Origin of the sequence: Isoptericola chiayiensis, from assembly GCF_013149805.1 — a bacterium.
GTDB classification, from domain to species: Bacteria; Actinomycetota; Actinomycetes; order Actinomycetales; family Cellulomonadaceae; genus Isoptericola; species Isoptericola chiayiensis.
The window spans coordinates 85,523-104,176 of record NZ_JABEZT010000005.1 but is presented as its reverse complement, the minus strand read 5'-3'; the positions used below and the strand labels follow the sequence as shown (position 1 = coordinate 104,176).

The 18,654-nt window shown below is 72.9% G+C and carries 14 protein-coding genes; 12 read left to right on the top strand and 2 right to left on the bottom strand.

Features of this window, described 5'->3' with window-relative positions:
- Positions 1 to 15: 15 nt before the first annotated feature.
- The 7 genes from HDG68_RS10995 to topA all read left to right on the top strand — a co-directional run bounded on the left by HDG68_RS10995 (position 16) and on the right by topA (position 12,636).
- Positions 16 to 1,077, top strand: coding sequence for a phosphatase PAP2 family protein (locus tag HDG68_RS10995; RefSeq protein WP_172152036.1), 1,062 nt, complete (start codon positions 16 to 18; stop codon positions 1,075 to 1,077).
- Positions 1,078 to 1,220: 143 nt separating this feature from the next.
- Positions 1,221 to 3,290, top strand: coding sequence for a beta-galactosidase (locus HDG68_RS10990; protein WP_172152034.1), 2,070 nt, complete (start codon positions 1,221 to 1,223; stop codon positions 3,288 to 3,290).
- A gap of 128 nt (positions 3,291 to 3,418) precedes the next feature.
- Complete coding sequence (locus HDG68_RS10985) at positions 3,419 to 4,681, top strand: sugar ABC transporter substrate-binding protein (RefSeq protein ID WP_172152031.1); 1,263 nt, start codon at positions 3,419 to 3,421, stop codon at positions 4,679 to 4,681.
- A gap of 106 nt (positions 4,682 to 4,787) precedes the next feature.
- The gene (locus HDG68_RS10980; RefSeq protein ID WP_172152029.1) at positions 4,788 to 6,392 is read left to right on the top strand and encodes an ABC transporter permease subunit; all 1,605 of its coding nucleotides are present in this window, start codon (positions 4,788 to 4,790) and stop codon (positions 6,390 to 6,392) included.
- On the top strand, positions 6,392 to 7,297 hold the full coding sequence (locus HDG68_RS10975) for a sugar ABC transporter permease (RefSeq protein ID WP_172152027.1): 906 nt from the start codon (positions 6,392 to 6,394) through the stop codon (positions 7,295 to 7,297). Before HDG68_RS10980 ends, HDG68_RS10975 begins: the two co-directional genes overlap by 1 nt.
- A gap of 159 nt (positions 7,298 to 7,456) precedes the next feature.
- A complete protein-coding gene (locus HDG68_RS10970; RefSeq protein ID WP_343037541.1) occupies positions 7,457 to 9,646 on the top strand; it encodes a glycosyl hydrolase 53 family protein in 2,190 nt (729 codons plus the stop codon).
- 242 nt (positions 9,647 to 9,888) lie between these two features.
- Complete coding sequence (gene topA, locus HDG68_RS10965) at positions 9,889 to 12,636, top strand: type I DNA topoisomerase (protein WP_172152023.1); 2,748 nt, start codon at positions 9,889 to 9,891, stop codon at positions 12,634 to 12,636.
- A 22-nt stretch (positions 12,637 to 12,658) separates the two neighbouring features.
- Here topA and HDG68_RS10960 read toward each other — a convergent pair whose 3' ends face one another.
- Positions 12,659 to 12,877, bottom strand: coding sequence for a hypothetical protein (locus HDG68_RS10960; protein WP_172152021.1), 219 nt, complete (start codon positions 12,875 to 12,877; stop codon positions 12,659 to 12,661).
- Positions 12,878 to 12,951: 74 nt separating this feature from the next.
- Here HDG68_RS10960 and HDG68_RS10955 point away from each other — a divergent pair, with 74 nt between their 5' ends.
- Together HDG68_RS10955 and HDG68_RS10950 are read left to right on the top strand one after the other, a co-directional pair.
- On the top strand, positions 12,952 to 13,425 hold the full coding sequence (locus tag HDG68_RS10955) for a MarR family winged helix-turn-helix transcriptional regulator (RefSeq protein WP_172152019.1): 474 nt from the start codon (positions 12,952 to 12,954) through the stop codon (positions 13,423 to 13,425).
- Positions 13,422 to 14,495 (top strand): Gfo/Idh/MocA family protein, encoded by a 1,074-nt coding sequence (locus HDG68_RS10950; protein WP_172152017.1) that lies wholly within the window; start codon positions 13,422 to 13,424, stop codon positions 14,493 to 14,495. Before HDG68_RS10955 ends, HDG68_RS10950 begins: the two co-directional genes overlap by 4 nt.
- Before the next feature lie 36 nt (positions 14,496 to 14,531).
- On the opposite strand, the gene HDG68_RS10945 is transcribed toward HDG68_RS10950, so the two are convergent.
- On the bottom strand, positions 14,532 to 14,930 hold the full coding sequence (locus HDG68_RS10945; RefSeq protein ID WP_172152015.1) for a pyridoxamine 5'-phosphate oxidase family protein: 399 nt from the start codon (positions 14,928 to 14,930) through the stop codon (positions 14,532 to 14,534).
- 138 nt (positions 14,931 to 15,068) lie between these two features.
- Between HDG68_RS10945 and tmk the strand changes: the two genes are divergently transcribed.
- From tmk to HDG68_RS10930, 3 genes are all read left to right on the top strand, one after another.
- Positions 15,069 to 15,725 (top strand): dTMP kinase, encoded by a 657-nt coding sequence (gene tmk / locus HDG68_RS10940; RefSeq protein WP_343037540.1) that lies wholly within the window; start codon positions 15,069 to 15,071, stop codon positions 15,723 to 15,725.
- Entirely contained in the window at positions 15,722 to 16,879 is a 1,158-nt protein-coding gene (locus HDG68_RS10935) for a DNA polymerase III subunit delta' (RefSeq protein ID WP_172152011.1), read from the top strand. Before tmk ends, HDG68_RS10935 begins: the two co-directional genes overlap by 4 nt.
- Before the next feature lie 148 nt (positions 16,880 to 17,027).
- Positions 17,028 to 18,527 (top strand): alpha/beta hydrolase, encoded by a 1,500-nt coding sequence (locus HDG68_RS10930; RefSeq protein WP_343037539.1) that lies wholly within the window; start codon positions 17,028 to 17,030, stop codon positions 18,525 to 18,527.
- Positions 18,528 to 18,654: the final 127 nt, after the last annotated feature.

Below are 18,654 nucleotides of genomic sequence, written 5' to 3'. Positions count from 1 at the left end.
GTTACGCTGACCTGCATGAACGGCGACACCCGGGAGATCTCCGCCGCGACACCCGCTGCCGGTGACGCGGGGCCCGGTCCTGCGGCGGTCGCGCCGCAGCCTGCCGCCCCCCGGACCGTGCCGCCCGGCGCCCCGCAGCGACCGGCGCCGTCGGTGCCCGTCGCCCGCGTCCCCGCCCCGCCGCGGCCGCAGGTGCGCGTCGGCGCCCAGGTGACGGCCGCCCTCGTCGCCCTGGTGGCGGCGTTCGGCGTGTGGGCCACCTACCGCGTCTTCGTGACGACCGTGCCCGGCCAGCGGCTCGACGAGCTGGCCCGCGACGGCGCGCTGTACGGGCAGGACAGCCTGTGGCAGGTGGCCGAGCCGGTGCTCGATGTCGTCTCGGTGTCGTTCGTGGTGCTCGGCGTCGGGGTGGCGATGGCGGTCGCCCTGGTGCGGCGGCGCTGGGTGCTCGCGCTGCAGGTCGCCGTGCTGGTCGGGGGAGCCAACCTGACCACCCAGGTGCTCAAGCACCAGCTCCTCGAGCGTCCGGACCTGATGCCCAGCGTGTGGAACACGGGCAACACGCTGCCCTCCGGCCACACGACGGTGGCGGCGTCGGTGTCGGTGGCGCTGCTGCTGGCCACCCCGCGCGCCTGGCGCCCCGTGGTGGCGCTCGCGGGCGCCGCGTACACCGGGGCGACGGGCGTCTCCACGCTGGTGGGCCAGTGGCACCGGCCCTCGGACGTGGTGGCGGCCCTGCTGGTGGTGCTGGCCTGGGGTGCGCTGGTGTGCGCCACGACGCCGGCGAGCTCTCTGGACGTGGCCCCGCGGCGTCGTCGGCTCCCGTCGGGCGAGCCCCGGCGCACCGCCTTCGCGACGCCGGGGTCCTCGGTGGTGGCCGGGCTGATGCTGCTCGCGGCGACGGCGGCGGGGGTGCTCGCGGGTGCCGGGGGGCTACGGCTCCTGGAGGGGGCGGACGTCGGGGTGTCCGACGACGTCGCCGCCTATGCGGTGGGCGTCCTCGGGACGGTGGCGGCCACCGCGGTGACCTTCGCGCTGCTCCTGCTGCTGCGGCAGGCGACGGCACGCCCTCGCTGATCTCCCTCCGGTGACCGTGCGCGGTCACAGTCGCGTAACGACGCTTGATCCCTCTTGTCACGCGGACGAAACCCTGGGCTATGCTGTGACCGTTCACAGTACGGATCGCGCCATGGCGGCGCGGCAGGAGGCAACGCAGCACCATGGCCGTCACCGGCACCTGGCCCACCGGCCGCACCCTCGGCTACGGGGGTGACTACAACCCCGAGCAGTGGCCCCGGGAGACCTGGGACACCGACGTCGAGCTGATGGCCGAGGCCGGCGTCAACTTCGTCAGCGTCGGCATCTTCGCCTGGGCCATGCTCGAGCCGCGCGAGGGCGAGTACGACTTCGCCTGGATGGACGAGCTGCTCGACCTGCTGCACGCGCACGGCATCATGGTCGACCTCGCCACCCCCACCGCCGCCCCGCCCGCCTGGTTCTACGCGACCTACCCCGAGGCCCGCGTCGTCACCCGCGACGGCGTCCCGATGGGCCCGGGCTCGCGCGGCGCGTGCTCGCCGTCGCACCCGGCCTACCGCGCCGCGGCCCGCACCATCGCCGGCCGCATCGCCGAGCGCTACGCCGACCACCCCGCCGTCGTCATGTGGCACGTGCACAACGAGTACGGCGCCCCCGTCGGCGAGGACTTCTCCGACGCCGCGGTCGCGGCCTGGCGCACCTGGCTCCAGGACCGGTACGGCACCCTTGACGCGCTCAACGACGCCTGGGGAACCCTGTTCTGGGGCCAGGTGTACGGCGAGTGGGAGCACGTCCAGGCCCCCGGCCCGACGCCGGCCACCGTCAACCAGGCGCAGCAGCTCGACTACGCCCGGTTCACCGACCACCAGCTCCGCTCGCTGTTCGTCGCCGAGCGTGACGCCATCCGCGAGCACTCCGACAAGCCGGTCACCACCAACTTCATGGCCAACGAGTGCCCCACCACGGACCTGTGGGCCTGGGCGCGCGAGGTCGACGTCGTCTCCAACGACCACTACCTCACCGCGGCCGACCCGCGCGGCCACGTCGGGCTGTCCCTGGCCGCCGACCTGACACGTTCGGTCGCCGACGGCACGCCGTGGATCCTCATGGAGCACTCCACCTCCGCGGTGAACTGGCAGGGCCGCAACGTCGCCAAGCGCGCCGGGGAGATGGCCCGCAACTCCCTGACCCACGTCGCGCGCGGCGCCGACGTCGTCGGCTTCTTCCAGTGGCGGGCCTCCCGGTTCGGCGCCGAGAAGTTCCACTCCGCGATGCTTCCCCACGCCGGCACCGACTCGCGCGTGTGGCGCGAGGTCGTGGCGCTCGGCCAGGATGTCGCCGCGCTCGCCGAGCTGCAGGGGTCCACCGTGCGCGCCGACGTCGCGATCCTGTGGGACACCGAGTCGTTCTGGGCCCAGGACCTGCCGTGGCGCCCCTCGGACGACCTGCGCCACCGCGAGCGGGTGCGCGCCTACTACGAGCGGCTCTGGCGCGACGGCCTCACCGTCGACTTCGTCCACCCCGACGCGGACCTGTCCGGCTACCGCCTGGTCGTGGCACCGGCGTCGTACCTGATGACCGCCCGCTCCGCCGCGAACCTGACACGCTACGTCGCGGCCGGCGGGACGCTGGTGGTGTCCTGCTTCGCGGCGGTCGTCGACGAGCACGACGCCGTGCACCACGGCGGGTACACCGCGCCGCTGCGCGAGGTGCTCGGCCTGCGCGTCGAGGAGTTCCTGCCGCTGCGCGCCGGGGAGTCCGTCGCGGTGGAGTGGACGCACGACGGCGCGACGGCGGACCTGACGGCGCCGTACTGGGCCGAGGACCTCGCGGTCGAGACCGCGCAGGTCGCCGCCCGGCACGCCGACGGCCCGGCCGCCGGGGAGCCCGCGGTCACCCGGCACGCTCACGGCGACGGCACGGCCTGGTACGTGTCCGTCCCGCTCGGCACCGCGGACCTCGCCCCCGTGCTCGGCGCCGCCTACGTCGACGCCGGGCTGACGCCGTCCGACCTGCCCGAGGACCTCGAGGTCGTCGTGCGCCACGGCGACGAGGCCGACTACGTCGTCGCGATCAACCACACCGACGCCTCGGCGACGCTCCCCGGCGTCACCGGGACCGAGCTGCTGACCGGCGCCGACGCCGCCCCGCAGCTCACCGTGCCCGCCGGTGGTGTCGCCGTCGTGCGGACGACGCCCGCCCCGCGGGACGAGCCGGCCGCCGCCGTCGTCGGAGGTGACCCGACCCCCTGACCGTCCCGCACCCCCTCCCGACGCCGTCGGGCAGGGAACCGCTCGATCAGAATCCTGAGCGCCGCTCAGGTCGCAGTGTCGCGAACCACGCCCGGAAGGCATCGCGGCCCCGTCCGGAAGGAAGAACCATGCGCAAGACCACCCTGTCGGTCGCCGCCGTCGCGGCGGTCTCCCTCCTCGCCGCCTGCGGCGGGGGCGAGACCGAGCCCGCGGAGACCACCGAGGACACCGCGGCGGCCGAGGAGTCGGCCGCCCCCGAGGCCTCGGGCAACCTCGTCATCTGGTCCGACGAGGAGCGCGCCGAGGCGATCGAGACCGCCGCCGAGACCTTCACCGCCGAGACCGGCGCCGAGGTCGAGGTCGTGACCAAGAACTTCGAGGACATCCGTGCGGACTTCCTCGCCCAGGTCCCCACTGGCGAGGGCCCCGACCTGACCATCGGCGCCCACGACTGGCTGGGCTCGCTCATCGTCAACGGCGTCGTCGACACCGTCGACCTCGGCGCCACCGTCGACGAGTTCGAGGACGTCGCCATCGAGGCGATGACCTACGACGGCCAGCTCTACGGCCTGCCCTACGCCCAGGAGACCGTCGCGCTCATCCGCAACACCGAGCTCGCGCCGGACCCCGTGCCGGCCACCTGGGACGAGATGATCGCCGCCGGCGAGGAGACCGGTGCCGACCTGCCGTTCGTCATCAACACCGCCGGCGCCGACGGCGATGCCTACACCTACTACGCGTTCCAGACGTCGTTCGGTGCGCCGGTGTTCGAGCAGAACGCCGACGGGTCGTACACGACCGAGATCGGCATGGGCGGCGACGGCGGCTACGCCTACGCCGAGTGGCTCGCGGAGAACGGCCAGGGCGGCGAGGGCCTGCTCAGCACCGACTGGACCTACGACATCGCCAACCAGGAGTTCGCCGACGGCAACGCGCCGTACACGGTCGCCGGCCCGTGGGCCATCCCGACCTACACCGACGCCGGCATCGACGTCGCCGTCGAGCCGGTCCCGGCCGCCGGGGACGAGACCGCCGCGCCGTTCGTCGGCGTCCAGGGCTTCTACCTGTCGGCCCAGAGCGAGAACAAGCTGCTCGCCACGAGCTTCCTGACCAACTACATGGCCACCCCCGAGGCGATGCAGGCCATGTACGACGCCGACCCGCGCATCCCGGCCCTCACCGCGACCGCCGAGGCCGTGGCCGAGGACCCGATCGTCGCCGGCTTCCTCGCCGCCTCCCAGAACGGCGCCCCGATGCCGTCCATCCCCGAGATGGGCGACGTGTGGGACCACTGGAACGCCGCCGAGGCCGCCCTCATCGCCGGTGACGCCGAGCCGGAGGCCGCGTGGGACAAGATGCTCGCCGACCTCGACGCGACGCTGAACGGCTGACCGTCCCCTGATCCGGGCGGGGGCACCTGACCACCTCGGTGCCTCCGCCCGCCCCACCCCGACCCGGCACGACGGCACCCCGCCGCCGGCCCCCTCCGGAGGATCGATGTCGACCGACACCACCGCGGCTCCCGTGCGGGACTCGCACGCCCGTGCCTGGGAGGGCACCGGCTGGGGCTTCGCCGTGAAGCTCGTGCTCATGGCGGCCGTCAACGCGATCGGCCTCTACGTCGCCTGGTCCGCCTGGGACGTCGATCAGTGGGGCGTGCTCGTCGCGTCGCTCGCGCTCGTCGTGGTCGCCGACGTCGTCTACTTCTCCCGGCGCCGGATCGCCGGCAAGTACCTCTACCCCGGCCTGGTGTTCCTGCTCCTCTTCCAGGTCTTCACCATGGCCTACACGCTGTACGTGGCCACCACGAACTACGGCACCGGCCACAACAGCACCCAGGAGCAGGCCGTCGAGGCGCTGCTCATCCAGAACGAGCGCCCCGTCGACGGCGCCCCCACCTACCCCCTGACCATCGTGCGCGACGGCGAGGACCTGGGATTCGCCGTCGTCGACGACTCCGGGCAGGTCCTGGTCGGCACGGCGGACGAACCGCTGGCCCCGGCCGACGACGCCGTCGTCGACGGCCAGGTGGTGACGTCGCTGGACGGGTTCGAGGCGGTCGACCTGCCGACGCTGCTCGCCGACCCCGCGCTGCAGGAGGACGTCCTGGAGCTGCGGGTGCCGACGTCGGACGACGCCGACTCCGGCTCCTACCGCACCCGCGAGGGCACCCGCGCCACCGTCTACGCCTCCTCCCTGGACTGGGACCCCGAGGCGGGGACGATGACGGACACCACCACCGGCACGGTCTACACGGCCGACGGCGAGACCGGGCAGTTCGTCGCCGAGGACGGCTCGACGCTCCCGGTCGGCTGGCGCGTGGGCGTCGGGTTCGACAACTTCACCAAGGCGTTCACCGACGACGACTACTCCGGTCCGTTCTGGAAGATCACCGCGTGGACGTTCGCGTTCGCCTTCCTGTCGGTGGGTCTGAGCTTCCTGCTCGGGCTGGCGATCGCGCTGCTGTTCGACGACAAGCGGCTGCGCGGCCGGGCCGTGATGCGCACCCTGTTCATCCTGCCGTACGCGTTCCCGGTGTTCCTGTCCGCGCTGCTGTGGCGCGGCATGCTCAACTCGAACCCCGACTACGGGATCATCAACAGCCTGTTCTTCTTCGGGCAGCGCATCGAGTGGTTGACCGACCCGTTCCTGGCGAAGGTCGCGATCATCGGCGTCAACCTGTGGCTGACGTTCCCGTACTTCTTCCTCGTGTGCACCGGGGCGAAGCAGTCGCTGCCCAGCGAGCTGTCGGAGGCCGCCCGGATCGACGGCGCCGGCCCGTGGCGGCACTTCCGCGCCATCCAGCTCCCGCTGCTGCTGATCTCGACGACGCCGCTGCTCATCTCGAGCTTCGCGTTCACCTTCAACAACTTCGTCATCGTCTACATGCTCACCGGCGGCGGGCCACGGTTCACCGACACCTCGGCGCCGCTGGGGCACACCGACATCCTCATCACGATGATCTACCAGATCTCCGGGGTGCAGGGCGGCAGCGCCGACTACGGCCTCGCCAGCGCGCTGTCGATCCTGGTCTTCCTGGTGGTCGGCGGGATCTCCGCCGTCGCCTTCCGCCGCACCCGCAAGCTCGAGGAGGTCCTGTGATGTCGACGTCCACCGACCAGGGACGCACCGTGGTCCCCGACGCCTCCCGCGCGCGCACCCGCCGTCGTCGCTGGTGGGCCGAGGTGGGCTGGAAGTACCCGCTCGCCGCGCTCGTCGTGTTCTACGCGGCGTTCCCGCTGGCGTACGTGCTCTCGGCGTCGTTCGCCTCGTCCGGGACGCTGACGGGCAGCACGCAGCTCTTCCAGGAGTTCTCGGGCGAGAACTACGCGGCGTTGAGCAGCACCCAGTTCTGGCAGTGGGCGGCCAACTCCATGGTGATCGCGCTGAGCGTCGTGGTCGGCGCCGTGCTCATGGGCGCCGCGGCGGCCTACGCGTTCAGCCGGTTCCGGTTCACCGGACGCCGGCTGACCCTCGGGACGCTGCTGATCATCCAGATGTTCCCGCAGATGCTGGCGTTCATCGCGATCTTCCTGCTGCTGCTCACCCTCGGCGACGTGGTCCCGCAGCTCGGGCTGAACTCCACGCTGGCGCTGATCTGCGTCTACCTGGGCGGGGCCCTCGGGTCGAACACGTTCCTCATGTACGGGTTCTTCAACACGGTGCCACGCGAGCTCGACGAGGCCGCGAAGATCGACGGCGCCACGCACGCCCAGACGTACTGGACGATCATCGTGCGGCTGGTCACGCCGATCCTGGCCACGGTGGCGCTGCTGACCTTCGTCGCGACGTTCGGCGACTTCATCCTGTCGCGCATCATCCTGACGTCGGAGTCCAACTGGACCCTCGCGGTGGGCATGTACGGCTGGGTGTCCGACCAGCTCAACGCCAACTGGGGCCTGTTCACCGCCGGCGCCGTCATCGCGAGCCTTCCGGTGCTGCTGCTCTTCCTGTTCCTGCAGAAGTACATCGTGGGCGGCCTGACCGCCGGGTCCGTCAAGGGCTGAGCGGTCCGCGGGACGTCGGCGCCGCCGCCGTCCCGCGGACCCTGCCCGTCCTGATCACCGTCGATCGAGAGGAATGCCATGCACAGCGCATCGCGCGCGGGTTCTGCGCGCCGCACACTGGGAGCGGTCACAGGGGTGGTGCTGGCCGGGAGCGTCCTGGTGACGCCCACGGCCACCGCCGCCGACGCCGTCGACCCGGGAGTCGACGGCCCGGCCGCCGGCGGCCCCGTCGAGGCCGGCATCACCGTCGAGCAGGTCGAGGGTCTGGCCGAGGACTTCGACCTGGGCGTCGACGTCTCCTCGGTGCTGTCCCTGGAGGAGTCCGGCGTCGTCTTCCGCGACGCCTCCGGCGAGCCCGCCGACCTGTTCGACGTGCTCGCCGACGCCGGCGTCACCGACGTACGCGTCCGCGTCTGGAACGACCCGTGGGACGCCGACGGCAACGGCTACGGCGGCGGCAACACCGACGTGCCCCGCGCCGTCGAGATCGGGCAGCGCGCCACGGCCGCCGGCCTCGGCGTGCTCGTCGACCTCCACTACTCCGACTTCTGGGCCGACCCCGCCAAGCAGCACGCCCCCAAGGCCTGGCAGGACCTCGACGTCGACGGCAAGGTCGCCGCGGTCGGCGACTTCACCACCGACGCGCTGACCGCCTTCCGGGACGCCGGTGTCGACGTCGAGACCGTCCAGGTCGGCAACGAGACCAACAACGCCGTCGCCGGGGTGTCCGCTTGGGCCGACCGCGCCCGGATGTTCTCCGCCGGGAGCGCGGCCGTGCGCGACGTCCTCCCCGAGGCCCGCGTGGCCGTGCACTTCACCAACCCCGAGACCGCCGGGCGCTACGCCGGGTACGCCGCCCAGCTCGACACCCACGGCGTGGACTACGACGTCTTCGCGTCCAGCTACTACCCGTACTGGCACGGGTCACTGGACAACCTCACGGCCGTGCTCGACGACGTCGCCGACAGCTACGGCAAGGACGTCATGGTCGCCGAGACCTCCTGGGCCCGGACGCTCGCCGACGGCGACGGCCACACCAACACCATCCAGACGGACTACCCGCAGTACCCCACCAGCGTGCAGGGGCAGGCGACCGAGGTGCGGGACGTCGTCGCCGCCGTCGCCGCCGTGGGCGAGGCCGGGACCGGCGTCTACTACTGGGAGCCGGCCTGGCTGCCCGTCGGACCGCCCGAGGAGTGGGAGACCAACCAGCAGCTCTGGGAGGAGCACGGCTCGGGCTGGGCCACCAGCTTCGCCGGGGAGTACGACCCGGAGGACGCCGGCCAGTGGTACGGGGGGTCGTCCTGGGAGAACCAGGCGCTGTTCTCCTACGACGGCCGGCCGCTGGAGTCGCTGAACGTCTTCTCCTACGTGCGCACCGGCGCCGTCGCGCCGCGCGAGGTCACCGGGGTCACGCCTGCCGAGGTGCGGCTCGTCGAGGGCGAGCCGGTCGAGCTGCCCGCCGCCGTCGACGTCGCGTACAACGACGGGTCGGTCGAGTCCCAGGCCGTCACGTGGGACGCCGACGACGTCGCGGCGATCGGGGCGGTCGGGGCGTACGACGTCGCCGGGGTCACCGACGCCGGCCTCGACGTCGGGCTCACCGTGCTGGTCCAGGTGAAGAACTACCTGACCGACCCGAGCTTCGAGGCCTGGGGCGAGGCGTGGACGATCACCGGGACCGGTGCGGCCGTCGAGGAGACCGCCGACTCCGCCGACCAGGACCGCTCGGTGAAGTTCTGGGCCGGCGAGGACTACGCGTTCAGCGTCTCGCAGACCATCACCGGGCTGCCGGCGGGGGAGTACCGCGTCTCCGCCACCACACAGGGCGGCGACGGGGCGGACTCCGACGTGCGGGTGCTGCGGCTGGAGTCCGCGGCGGGCTCGGCCGAGGCGCCGCTCGCCCTGGCCGGCTGGCAGGCGTGGGACACCGCGACCACCGGTGCGGTCACCGTCGGCAGCGACGGCACGGCGACGGTCACGGCGTCGTTCGAGCTGGTCGGTGGCGCGTGGGGCACGGTCGACGGGTTCGTCCTCGAGCGGGTCGGGGACACGCCGCCGCCCGCCTGGTCGGGCTCGACGGCGTACGACGCCGGAGACCGGGTCTCCCTCGACGGCCGCGTCTTCGAGGCCACCTGGTGGACCCGTGGCCAGGAGCCGGGTGCCTCGCAGTGGGGCCCGTGGCAGGAGATCGCGACCGCCGACGACGGCACCGCCGTCTGGACGTCGTCGCGGATCTTCACCGCCGGTGACGTCGTCGTGCACGACGACGTGACGTACGCCGCGCAGTGGTGGACCCGCAACCAGGAGCCCGGCGACCCGCACGGCCCCTGGGAGCCCCGGGGCTGACCCCGACTCGCCTCCCGCCGAGATCGACGTACCCGTATCGAGATCGACGCACCGTACGTCGATCTCGATACGGGTACGTCGATCTCGGCGGACGGGCGCGACGGCGGCGGCACTGCTCGGTAGAGTGCCGCCGTCGTCGTCCGTGTCGTACCGTGTCAGGACCCGGCGCCCCGCCGGACCGCGGCCGCCGCCGCACGACGCACGACGCCGCACCCCGGAGAACCCTCGGAAAGCAGGAACGGATGCCTCAGGCCCGCAAGCTCGTGATCGTCGAGTCCCCGACCAAGGCTCGCAAGATCCAGGGCTACCTCGGCGACGACTACGTCGTCGAGGCCAGCGTGGGCCACATCCGCGACCTCCCGCAGCCTTCGGACCTGCCGGCGGAGATGAAGAAGGGGCCGTACAAGAAGTTCGCGGTCGACGTCGACAACGGGTTCGACCCCTACTACGAGGTCTACGCCGACAAGAAATCCAAGGTGCGCGAGCTGAAGTCCGCGCTCAAGGGCGCCGACGAGCTCTTCCTCGCCACCGACGAGGACCGCGAGGGCGAGGCCATCGCCTGGCACCTCATCGAGGCGCTCAAGCCCAAGGTGCCGGTGCACCGCATGGTGTTCCACGAGATCACCCGCGAGGCCATCACCCGCGCCCTGGAGAACACCCGCGAGCTCGACCAGGACCTCGTCGACGCCCAGGAGACCCGCCGCATCCTCGACCGCCTCTACGGCTACGAGGTGTCCCCGGTGCTGTGGCGCAAGGTCCGCCAGGGGCTGTCCGCGGGGCGTGTGCAGTCCGTCGCGACGCGGCTCGTCGTCGAGCGGGAGCGTGAGCGCATGGCGTTCGTGCCCGCCGACTACTGGGACGTCACCGGGTCGTTCGCTCCCACCGCCGGGGACGACGCCGGCCAGTTGTTCTCCGCACGCCTCACCGGTCTGGGCGGGGACCGCGTCGCCGCCGGCCGCGACTTCGACGACCTCGGCCGCCTCAAGGTGCGCACCGGCGTCGCGCACCTCGACGAGGCGGCGGCGACCGCCGTCGTCGCCGGGCTGGACGGCGCCGACTTCGCGGTGCGGTCGCTGGAGACCAAGCCGTACTCGCGCAAGCCGGCCGCACCGTTCACCACCTCGACGCTGCAGCAGGAGGCCTCGCGCAAGCTGCGCATGGCCTCGCGTGCCACGATGCGCACGGCGCAGGCGCTGTACGAGAACGGTTACATCACCTACATGCGGACCGACTCGCCCGCGCTGTCTGCCGAGGCCACGGACGCCGCGCGCCGGCAGGCCGCCGAGCTGTACGGTGCCGAGTACGTGCCCGGTGCGGCGCGGATGTACGCCTCCAAGAACAAGGGCGCCCAGGAGGCGCACGAGGCGATCCGCCCCGCGGGAGACTCGTTCCGCACGCCCGCCCAGGTGGCCGGCGAGATCTCGGGCGACCAGTTCAAGCTGTACGAGCTCATCTGGAAGCGCACCGTGGCCTCCCAGATGGCCGACGCGAAGGGGTCGACGGCGTCCGTGCGCCTCGGCGCGACGCTCGGCTCCGCGGCGGGGGACCACGCCGGGTCCGACGCCGTCTTCTCGGCGTCCGGCACCGTGATCACGTTCCGCGGGTTCCTCGCCGCGTACGAGGAGTCCAAGGACGTCGAGACGCCGGAGGGCGGGGGCGCCGCCCCGTCCGGGCCCAAGGAGACGCGCCTGCCGCGCATGGCCGAGGGCGACGCGCTGGCCGGCACGGACCTGGCCGCGGACGGGCACAGCACCTCGCCGCCCGCCCGGTACACCGAGGCGTCGCTGGTCAAGGCGCTGGAGGAGCGCGGCATCGGCCGCCCGTCCACGTACGCCGCGACGATCTCCACGGTCCAGGACCGCGGCTACGTGCGCACCAAGGGCCAGGCCATGGTGCCCACCTGGTTGGCGTTCGCCGTCGTGCGGCTGCTCGAGGAGCACTTCACGTGGCTGATCGACTACGACTTCACGGCCGAGATGGAGGCGGACCTCGACCAGATCGCCGCCGGTGAGCGGGAGCGGGTCGGCTGGCTGACGCGGTTCTACTTCGGTGACGGCTCGGGCGACTCGGAGGGCTGGGGTCTGCGCGACCTGGTGGCCGACCTCGGCGAGATCGATCCCGTGGCGATCAACTCCGTCGAGATCGGCGAGGGCATCCGGGTGCGGGTCGGGCGCTACGGCCCCTACCTGGAGGACCTGAACGCCGAGCCCGACAAGGAGGGCAAGGCGCCGCGTACCTCGGTCCCCGAGGACATCGCGCCCGACGAGCTCACCGTCGCCAAGGCGCGCGAGCTGCTCGCCGCCGGGGCCGACGACGGCCGCGTGCTCGGCGTCGACCCGGACTCGGGGAACGAGATCGTGGCGAAGAACGGCCGGTTCGGCCCGTTCGTCACCGAGAAGCTGGACCTGCCGGAGATCGACCCGGACCTGTCGGCCGCCGCGAAGAAGAAGGCGAAGGCCGCCCAGCCCAAGCCCCGCACGGGTTCGCTGCTGAAGTCGATGGCGCTGGACACCGTGACGCTCGAGGACGCCCTGAAGATCCTGTCGCTGCCGCGCGTGGTCGGCACGGACCCGGAGTCGGGCGACGAGATCACCGCCCAGAACGGCCGTTACGGGCCCTACCTGAAGAAGGGCACCGACTCGCGCTCGCTGGAGTCCGAGGAGCAGCTCTTCACCCTGACGCTCGACGAGGCCCTGGCGATCTACGCCCAGCCCAAGCGTCGCGGCCGGGCCGCCGCGGCGCCGCCGCTGAGGGAGCTCGGCGACGACCCGAACTCGGGCAAGCCGATCGTGGTCAAGGACGGCCGGTTCGGGCCGTACGTGACCGACGGCGAGACCAACCGCACGCTGCCACGCGACGCCACGCCGGAGTCGATCACCGCCGAGCGGGCGATCGAGCTGCTCGCCGAGAAGCGGGCCCAGGGTCCGAAGAAGCGCAAGGCGCCCGCCAAGAAGAAGGCCCCCGCCAAGAAGTCGACGGCCAAGAAGTAGCCGCGGCGCCCGGGGCGGCGGGTCAGTCGTCCCGGCGCTCGACGACGTAGCTGTGGCCGTCGGGTCCGGTGACGCGTTCGTAGGTGCCGCGCAGGCGCGCCTCGCGGGCCAGGTCCTCGGCGGTCGGGGGCACGGGCGGCGTCCGGCGGATCGACGCCGGGCCGAAGATCGGCAGGAACGTCTCGGTGAACCGCATGCCCCACGTGCGGTCGTCTCCGGGGCGGCGACGGAACAGTCCCACGATCACTCCTTGGCGGACCAATGATTGGTAGGCCAACTATATCTGCGCGGGCCCGGCACGCCTACCCTGGGCCCATGGACCGTCCCGAGGATCCCCTGGCGCTCGAGGCGCAGGTCTGCTTCGCGTTGTCGGCCGCGGCGCGCGCGATGGTCGCGCTGTACCGACCGGTGCTCGAGCCGCTCGGCCTCACCCACCCCCAGTATCTGGTCATGCTCGGCCTGTGGGAGGACGCGGGGGCGGGCCGGACGACGACGGCCACCGACCTCGCCGACCGCCTCCTCCTCGACCCCGGCACGCTCTCCCCGCTGCTGCGGCGGCTGGAGGAGCACGGCCTGCTGGCGCGGCAGCGCTCGCGCAGCGACGGTCGCGTCGTCGAGGTGCACCTCACCGACGCCGGCACCGACCTGCGCCGGGCAGCCGTCGAGGTGCCGGGGAAGGTCGTCGCGGCGTCGGGCCTCGAGCTCGACGAGCTCGAGCGGGTCCGGGCGGCGTCCGCGGCGGTCATCGCCGCCGCCCACAGCGACCGCGCGGATACGGTGGGGCTATGACCGACCCCACCGCCGCCGTCGACCCGTCCGACTACGCCGCACGCCTGACCTCCGCCGACCTGGGCGCCACGGTGCCCGACCTGCTCGCCGCCCCCGCGATCCGCTGGGGCGTCATCGGTGCCGGGAACATCGCCGGCTCGTTCTCCGACGGGGTGCGCGACCGCACCGCCGCGCGGGTGACCGCCGTCGGCTCCCGCTCGGTGGCGAAGGCCCAGGAGTTCGCCGACGCCCACGCGCCCGGAGCGCGGGCGCACGGGTCCTACGAGGACCTGGTCGCCGACGACGAGGTGGACGTCGTCTACGTCGCCACTCCGCACTCGCACCACCTGGAGCACACGCTGCTGGCGATCGAGGCGGGCAAGCACGTGCTCGTCGAGAAGCCCTTGACCCGGTCCGTCGCCGAGTCCCGCACACTGCTCGACGCCGCCCGCGACGCCGGGGTGTTCTGCATGGAGGCCGTCTGGACCCGGTTCCTGCCGCACATCGCGGCGATCCGCGGGGCGATCGCCCGCGGCGAGATCGGCGAGGTGCGCACCGTGATCGCCGAGTTCGCGATCCAGAAGGAGTACGACCCCACCCACCGGCTGTTCGCCCCGGAGCTCGCCGGCGGCGCCCTGCTCGACCTCGGCATCTACCCGATCACGCTGGTCCACGACCTGCTCGGGGCGCCCGACACCGTGCTGGCGCACGGCACCCATGCCCCCACCGGCGTCGACGACCACGTCAGCATGATCTTCGGCTACGACTCCGGCGCGCAGGCCGTGCTGCACACCTCGTCACGCGTCCCGGGCGTCGCGGGAGCGCGGATCATCGGCACCCGGGGCCACATCGAGATGCCCGGCGGGTTCTTCACCCCCACGGGCTTCGAGGTGGTGCGCGACGACGGCACCCGCTGGTCGTTCACGTCCCCGGCGGAGGAGGGCAAGGCCTACGAGGCCGCCGAGGTCGCGCGCTGCGTGACGGCGGGGCTCACCGAGAGCCCGCGGATGCCCTGGTCGGACACGCTCGAGGTCATGGGCATGCTCGACGACGTGCGCGCCACGCTCGGGGTCGTCTACCCGGGCGAGTGACGGCGCGGTGACCGGGCGCCGTCGGCCCTGCTCCGCTCAGCGGGTCAGGCGGCGGCCGGTCACCTCGGACGGCGTGATGCGCACCCAGACGTTCTTGCCGTCGTCGACGAACGGGATGATGCCGATCGCCTCGGCCTGCGCCAGGTCGGCATCGGTCTCGAGCATCTCGGCGGTGCCCTTGACGACCACGCTCACGGCGGCCTGCTCGGTCCACTCGTCCGCCTCGAACGCGACCCGGGAGTTCACCACGAGCTCGACGAGCTTGCTGCCCGGCTTCGTCACGAAGTACACGTGCCCGTCGGCCACGCCGAACGACACCGGGAAGATCTCCGGATCGCCGCCCGCGGCGGTCGCCAGGCGTCCCACGGGACGGTCGGCGAGCACCTCCCAGCACTCCTCGGTCGTCAGCGTCGTGATGGTCGCCTGCCCGGTCATCGTGGCCTCCTTCGCTGGTGGTACCTCCCATCCTGGCCCGTCTCGGGACCCGGCGCGCGGTGGTCGGCGCCGATGCGACGAACTCCACAACCCCGCCAGGTCCCGCCCGTGTGGGCACCCCCGGCTAGGGTGTGGCGCGTGAGCAGCGCACCCGGGTACTTCGTGTCGTTCGAGGGCGGCGACGGCGCCGGCAAGTCGACCCAGGCGCGGCTGCTCGGCGCGTGGCTCGAGGAGATCACCGGCCGGGAGGTCGTCCTGACCCGGGAGCCGGGCGGCACCGCGCTCGGCCGCGAGATCCGGCGGCTGGTCCAGCACGGCGAGCACGTCGACCCGCGGGCCGAGGCGCTGCTGTACGCCGCCGACCGCGCGCACCACGTCGCCACGCTCGTGCGTCCCGCGCTGGAACGCGGTGCCGTCGTCATCACCGACCGCTACCTCGACTCGTCCGTGGCCTACCAGGCCGGCGGTCGCGAGCTGGCCGAGGCCGACGTCGAGGGGCTGTCGCTGTGGGGCACCGGAGGGCTGCTGCCGGACGTCACCGTGCTGCTCGACGTCGATCCCGCCGTGGCAGCGTCGCGCCGCACCGGTGACCCCGACCGTCTGGAACGGGCCGGCGACGAGTTCCACCGGCGCACCCGGGACGCGTTCCTGCGCCGCGCCGCCGCCGCGCCGGGTCGCTGGCTCGTCCTGGACGGCTCCGGCGCGGTCGACGACGTCCAGTCGCAGATCCGGGTCGACCTCGCCTCCCGGCTGGGTCTGACGCCGGGACTCGTCGCCGGCGAGGGGGCCTCGTGAGCGTCTGGGACGACGTCGTCGGGCAGCCCGAGGCCGTCGGTGTGCTGCAACGGGCCGCCGCCGACCCGGCCGCGATGACCCACGCATGGCTGCTGACCGGTCCGCCGGGGTCCGGTCGTTCGGTCGCGGCGCGCGCGTTCGCCGCGGCGCTGCAGTGCACCGGCGGCGGGGCTCCGGACGGCGTGCGCGGGTGCGGTCGGTGCCAGGCGTGCCGCACCACGCTCGCCGGCACCCACCCGGACCTGACCGTCGTGGCCACCGAGAAGGTCGTCATCCAGATCCGCGAGGTGCGCGACCTGATCGCCACCGCCGCGCGCACCCCCTCCGTCGGGCGCTACCGGGTCATCCTCGTCGAGGACGCCGACCGCATGGCGGAGCGCACCACCAACGTGCTGCTGAAGGCCGTCGAGGAGCCGCCGCCGCACACCGTCTGGGTGCTCTGCGCCCCGTCCGTGCAGGACGTGCTGCCCACCATCCGGTCCCGGTGCCGCGGCGTCGTGCTGCGCGTCCCGCCGCCCGACGCCGTCGCCGACCTGCTGGTGCGCCGCGACGACGTCGAGCCCGACGTCGCGCTGCAGGCCGCCCGCGCCGCGCAGTCCCACGTCGGGCTGGCCCGTCGGCTCGCCCGCGACCCGGAGGCCCGCGCCCGCCGTGCGGAGGTGCTGGACGTCGCCCGCCGCGTCCGGGGCGTCCCCGACGCGGTGCTCGCCGCCGCCGAGCTGGTCGACGTCGCCAAGGCGGAGGCGGCCGCGGCCACCGTGGAGCGCGACGCCGCCGAGAAGGCCGAGCTGCTGCGCGCCCTCGGCGTCGCCGAGGGCGAGACCCTCCCGCCCAAGCTGCGCTCCCAGCTCAAGCAGCTCGAGGACGACCAGAAGCGCCGCGCCACGCGACGCCAGCGCGACGTGCTCGACCGGTCGATGGTCGACCTGCTGTCGCTGTACCGCGACGTGCTGGTGGTCCAGCTCGGCGCCGACGTCGAGCTGGTCAACAGCGAGCACGCCGGGACGGTGCGCGCCCTGGCGCGGGACTCGACGCCGGAGCAGACGGTGCGGCGCATGGACGCCGTCGGGCAGGCTCGCGAGCGTCTCGAGGGCAACGTGGCGCCGCTGCTGGCGCTGGAAGCGATGACGGTGGCGCTGCGGCCGCAGGGTTGAGCACGGAACCTCCGGGCCCACGGAGAAGGTTCGGTGAAGAGTGCACCGACGGCGCCGCCCGGGCCGGTAGGTTGGCCTGGTGATTTCACCCGCTGGATCTTCGCGACGTCCGTCTGCCCGCTCGACCGCACAGCGGCTGGGTGCCGTGGTGGCGGCCGTCGCGCTGCTGGCGGCCTGCACGGCCCAGGTGCCGGAGAAGTCGGCGACGCCCGTCGAGGACGCCACGGGTGCGGCGACGGGTGCCGAGAGCGCTCCCGAGGGTTTCGAGGAGTTCTACGGGCAGGACCTGGAGTGGGAGACCTGCCGCAGCGGGTTCGAGTGCGCCACGGCGACCGCCCCGCTGTCGTGGGGCGACCCCGAGGCCGGCAGCATCGAGCTGGCGCTGATGCGCAGCCGCGCGTCCGGCGAGAAGGTCGGCTCGCTGCTGGTCAACCCCGGCGGGCCGGGCGGGTCCGGCGTCGACTACCTCGAGTCCGCCGTCGAGACGTACGGCGAGCCGTTGCGGGAGTCGTTCGACGTCGTGGGCTTCGACCCGCGCGGCGTCGAGGACTCCTCGGCGGTGGAGTGCTACGGCGACGCGGAGAAGAACGAGTACCTCGCCGAGGACTTCGACCTGTCGACCGAGCAGGGGCTGGAGGACGCGCGGCGGTCGAGCGCCGCCTGGGCGGAGGCGTGCGGCGAGAACACCGGTGAGCTGCTCGGCGAGGTCGACACGCAGAGCGCCGCCAAGGACCTGGACATGCTGCGCGCCGCCCTCGGCGACTCCCAGCTGCACTACCTGGGCTTCTCCTACGGCACGAGCCTGGGTGCCACGTACGCGGGGCTGTTCCCGGACCGGGCGGGTCGGCTCGTGCTGGACGGCGCGATCGACCCGACGCTGGACGACGGCGAGATGTCCGAGGGGCAGGCCGTCGGGTTCGAGAACGCCCTGCGCGCGTACGTCACCGACTGCCAGGCGGGGCAGGACTGCCCGCTGACGGGCTCGGTGGACGAGGGCATGCAGCAGGTGCGCGGCGTGCTGGATGCCGCCTATGACCGCCCGTACCCGACCAGTGGCGAGCGTGAGGTGACCCAGTCGCTGGCGTTCTACGGCGTCGCGGTGACCCTGTACGCCGAGCAGAACTGGCCGATCCTGACCCAGGCGCTCGACGAGGCGATCAACGCCGGCACCGGTGACACGCTGCTGTACCTCGCCGACTTCTACAACGACCGCAACGCCGACGGCTCCTTCTCGACGAACTCGACCGAGGCGTTCAGCGCCGTGAACTGCCTGGACAGCCGCAGCAGCGACGACGTCGACGAGATGCGCGCCCAGGCCGCCGAGATCGAGGAGGCGGCGCCGACCATGGGCACGTTCTTCACCTACGGCGGCCTCGCCTGCGCGTCCTGGCCGTACCCGGAGGTCGAGCAGGAGTACGACGTCGCGGCCCCCGGTGCCCCGCCGATCGTGGTCATCGGCACCACGAACGACCCGGCCACGCCGTACGTGTGGTCCGAGGGCATGGCCGACACCCTCGAGTCCGGCGTCCTGGTCACCTACGAGGGCGAGGGGCACACCGCCTACGGCCGGTCGAACGACTGCATCGCCGGCGCCGTCGAGGACTACCTCGTCGAGGGCACCGTGCCGGAGGACGGCCTCACCTGCTGACCCTCCGCGGTGGGCCAACCTCCCGCGAGGTAGGCAACGTTCCCGCGGGGTAGGCAAACCCGCCGCGAGGTAGGCAACTTCTCGGCGAGGTAGCGCGGCATTCGCTGTGACGGATCCGACGACGGCG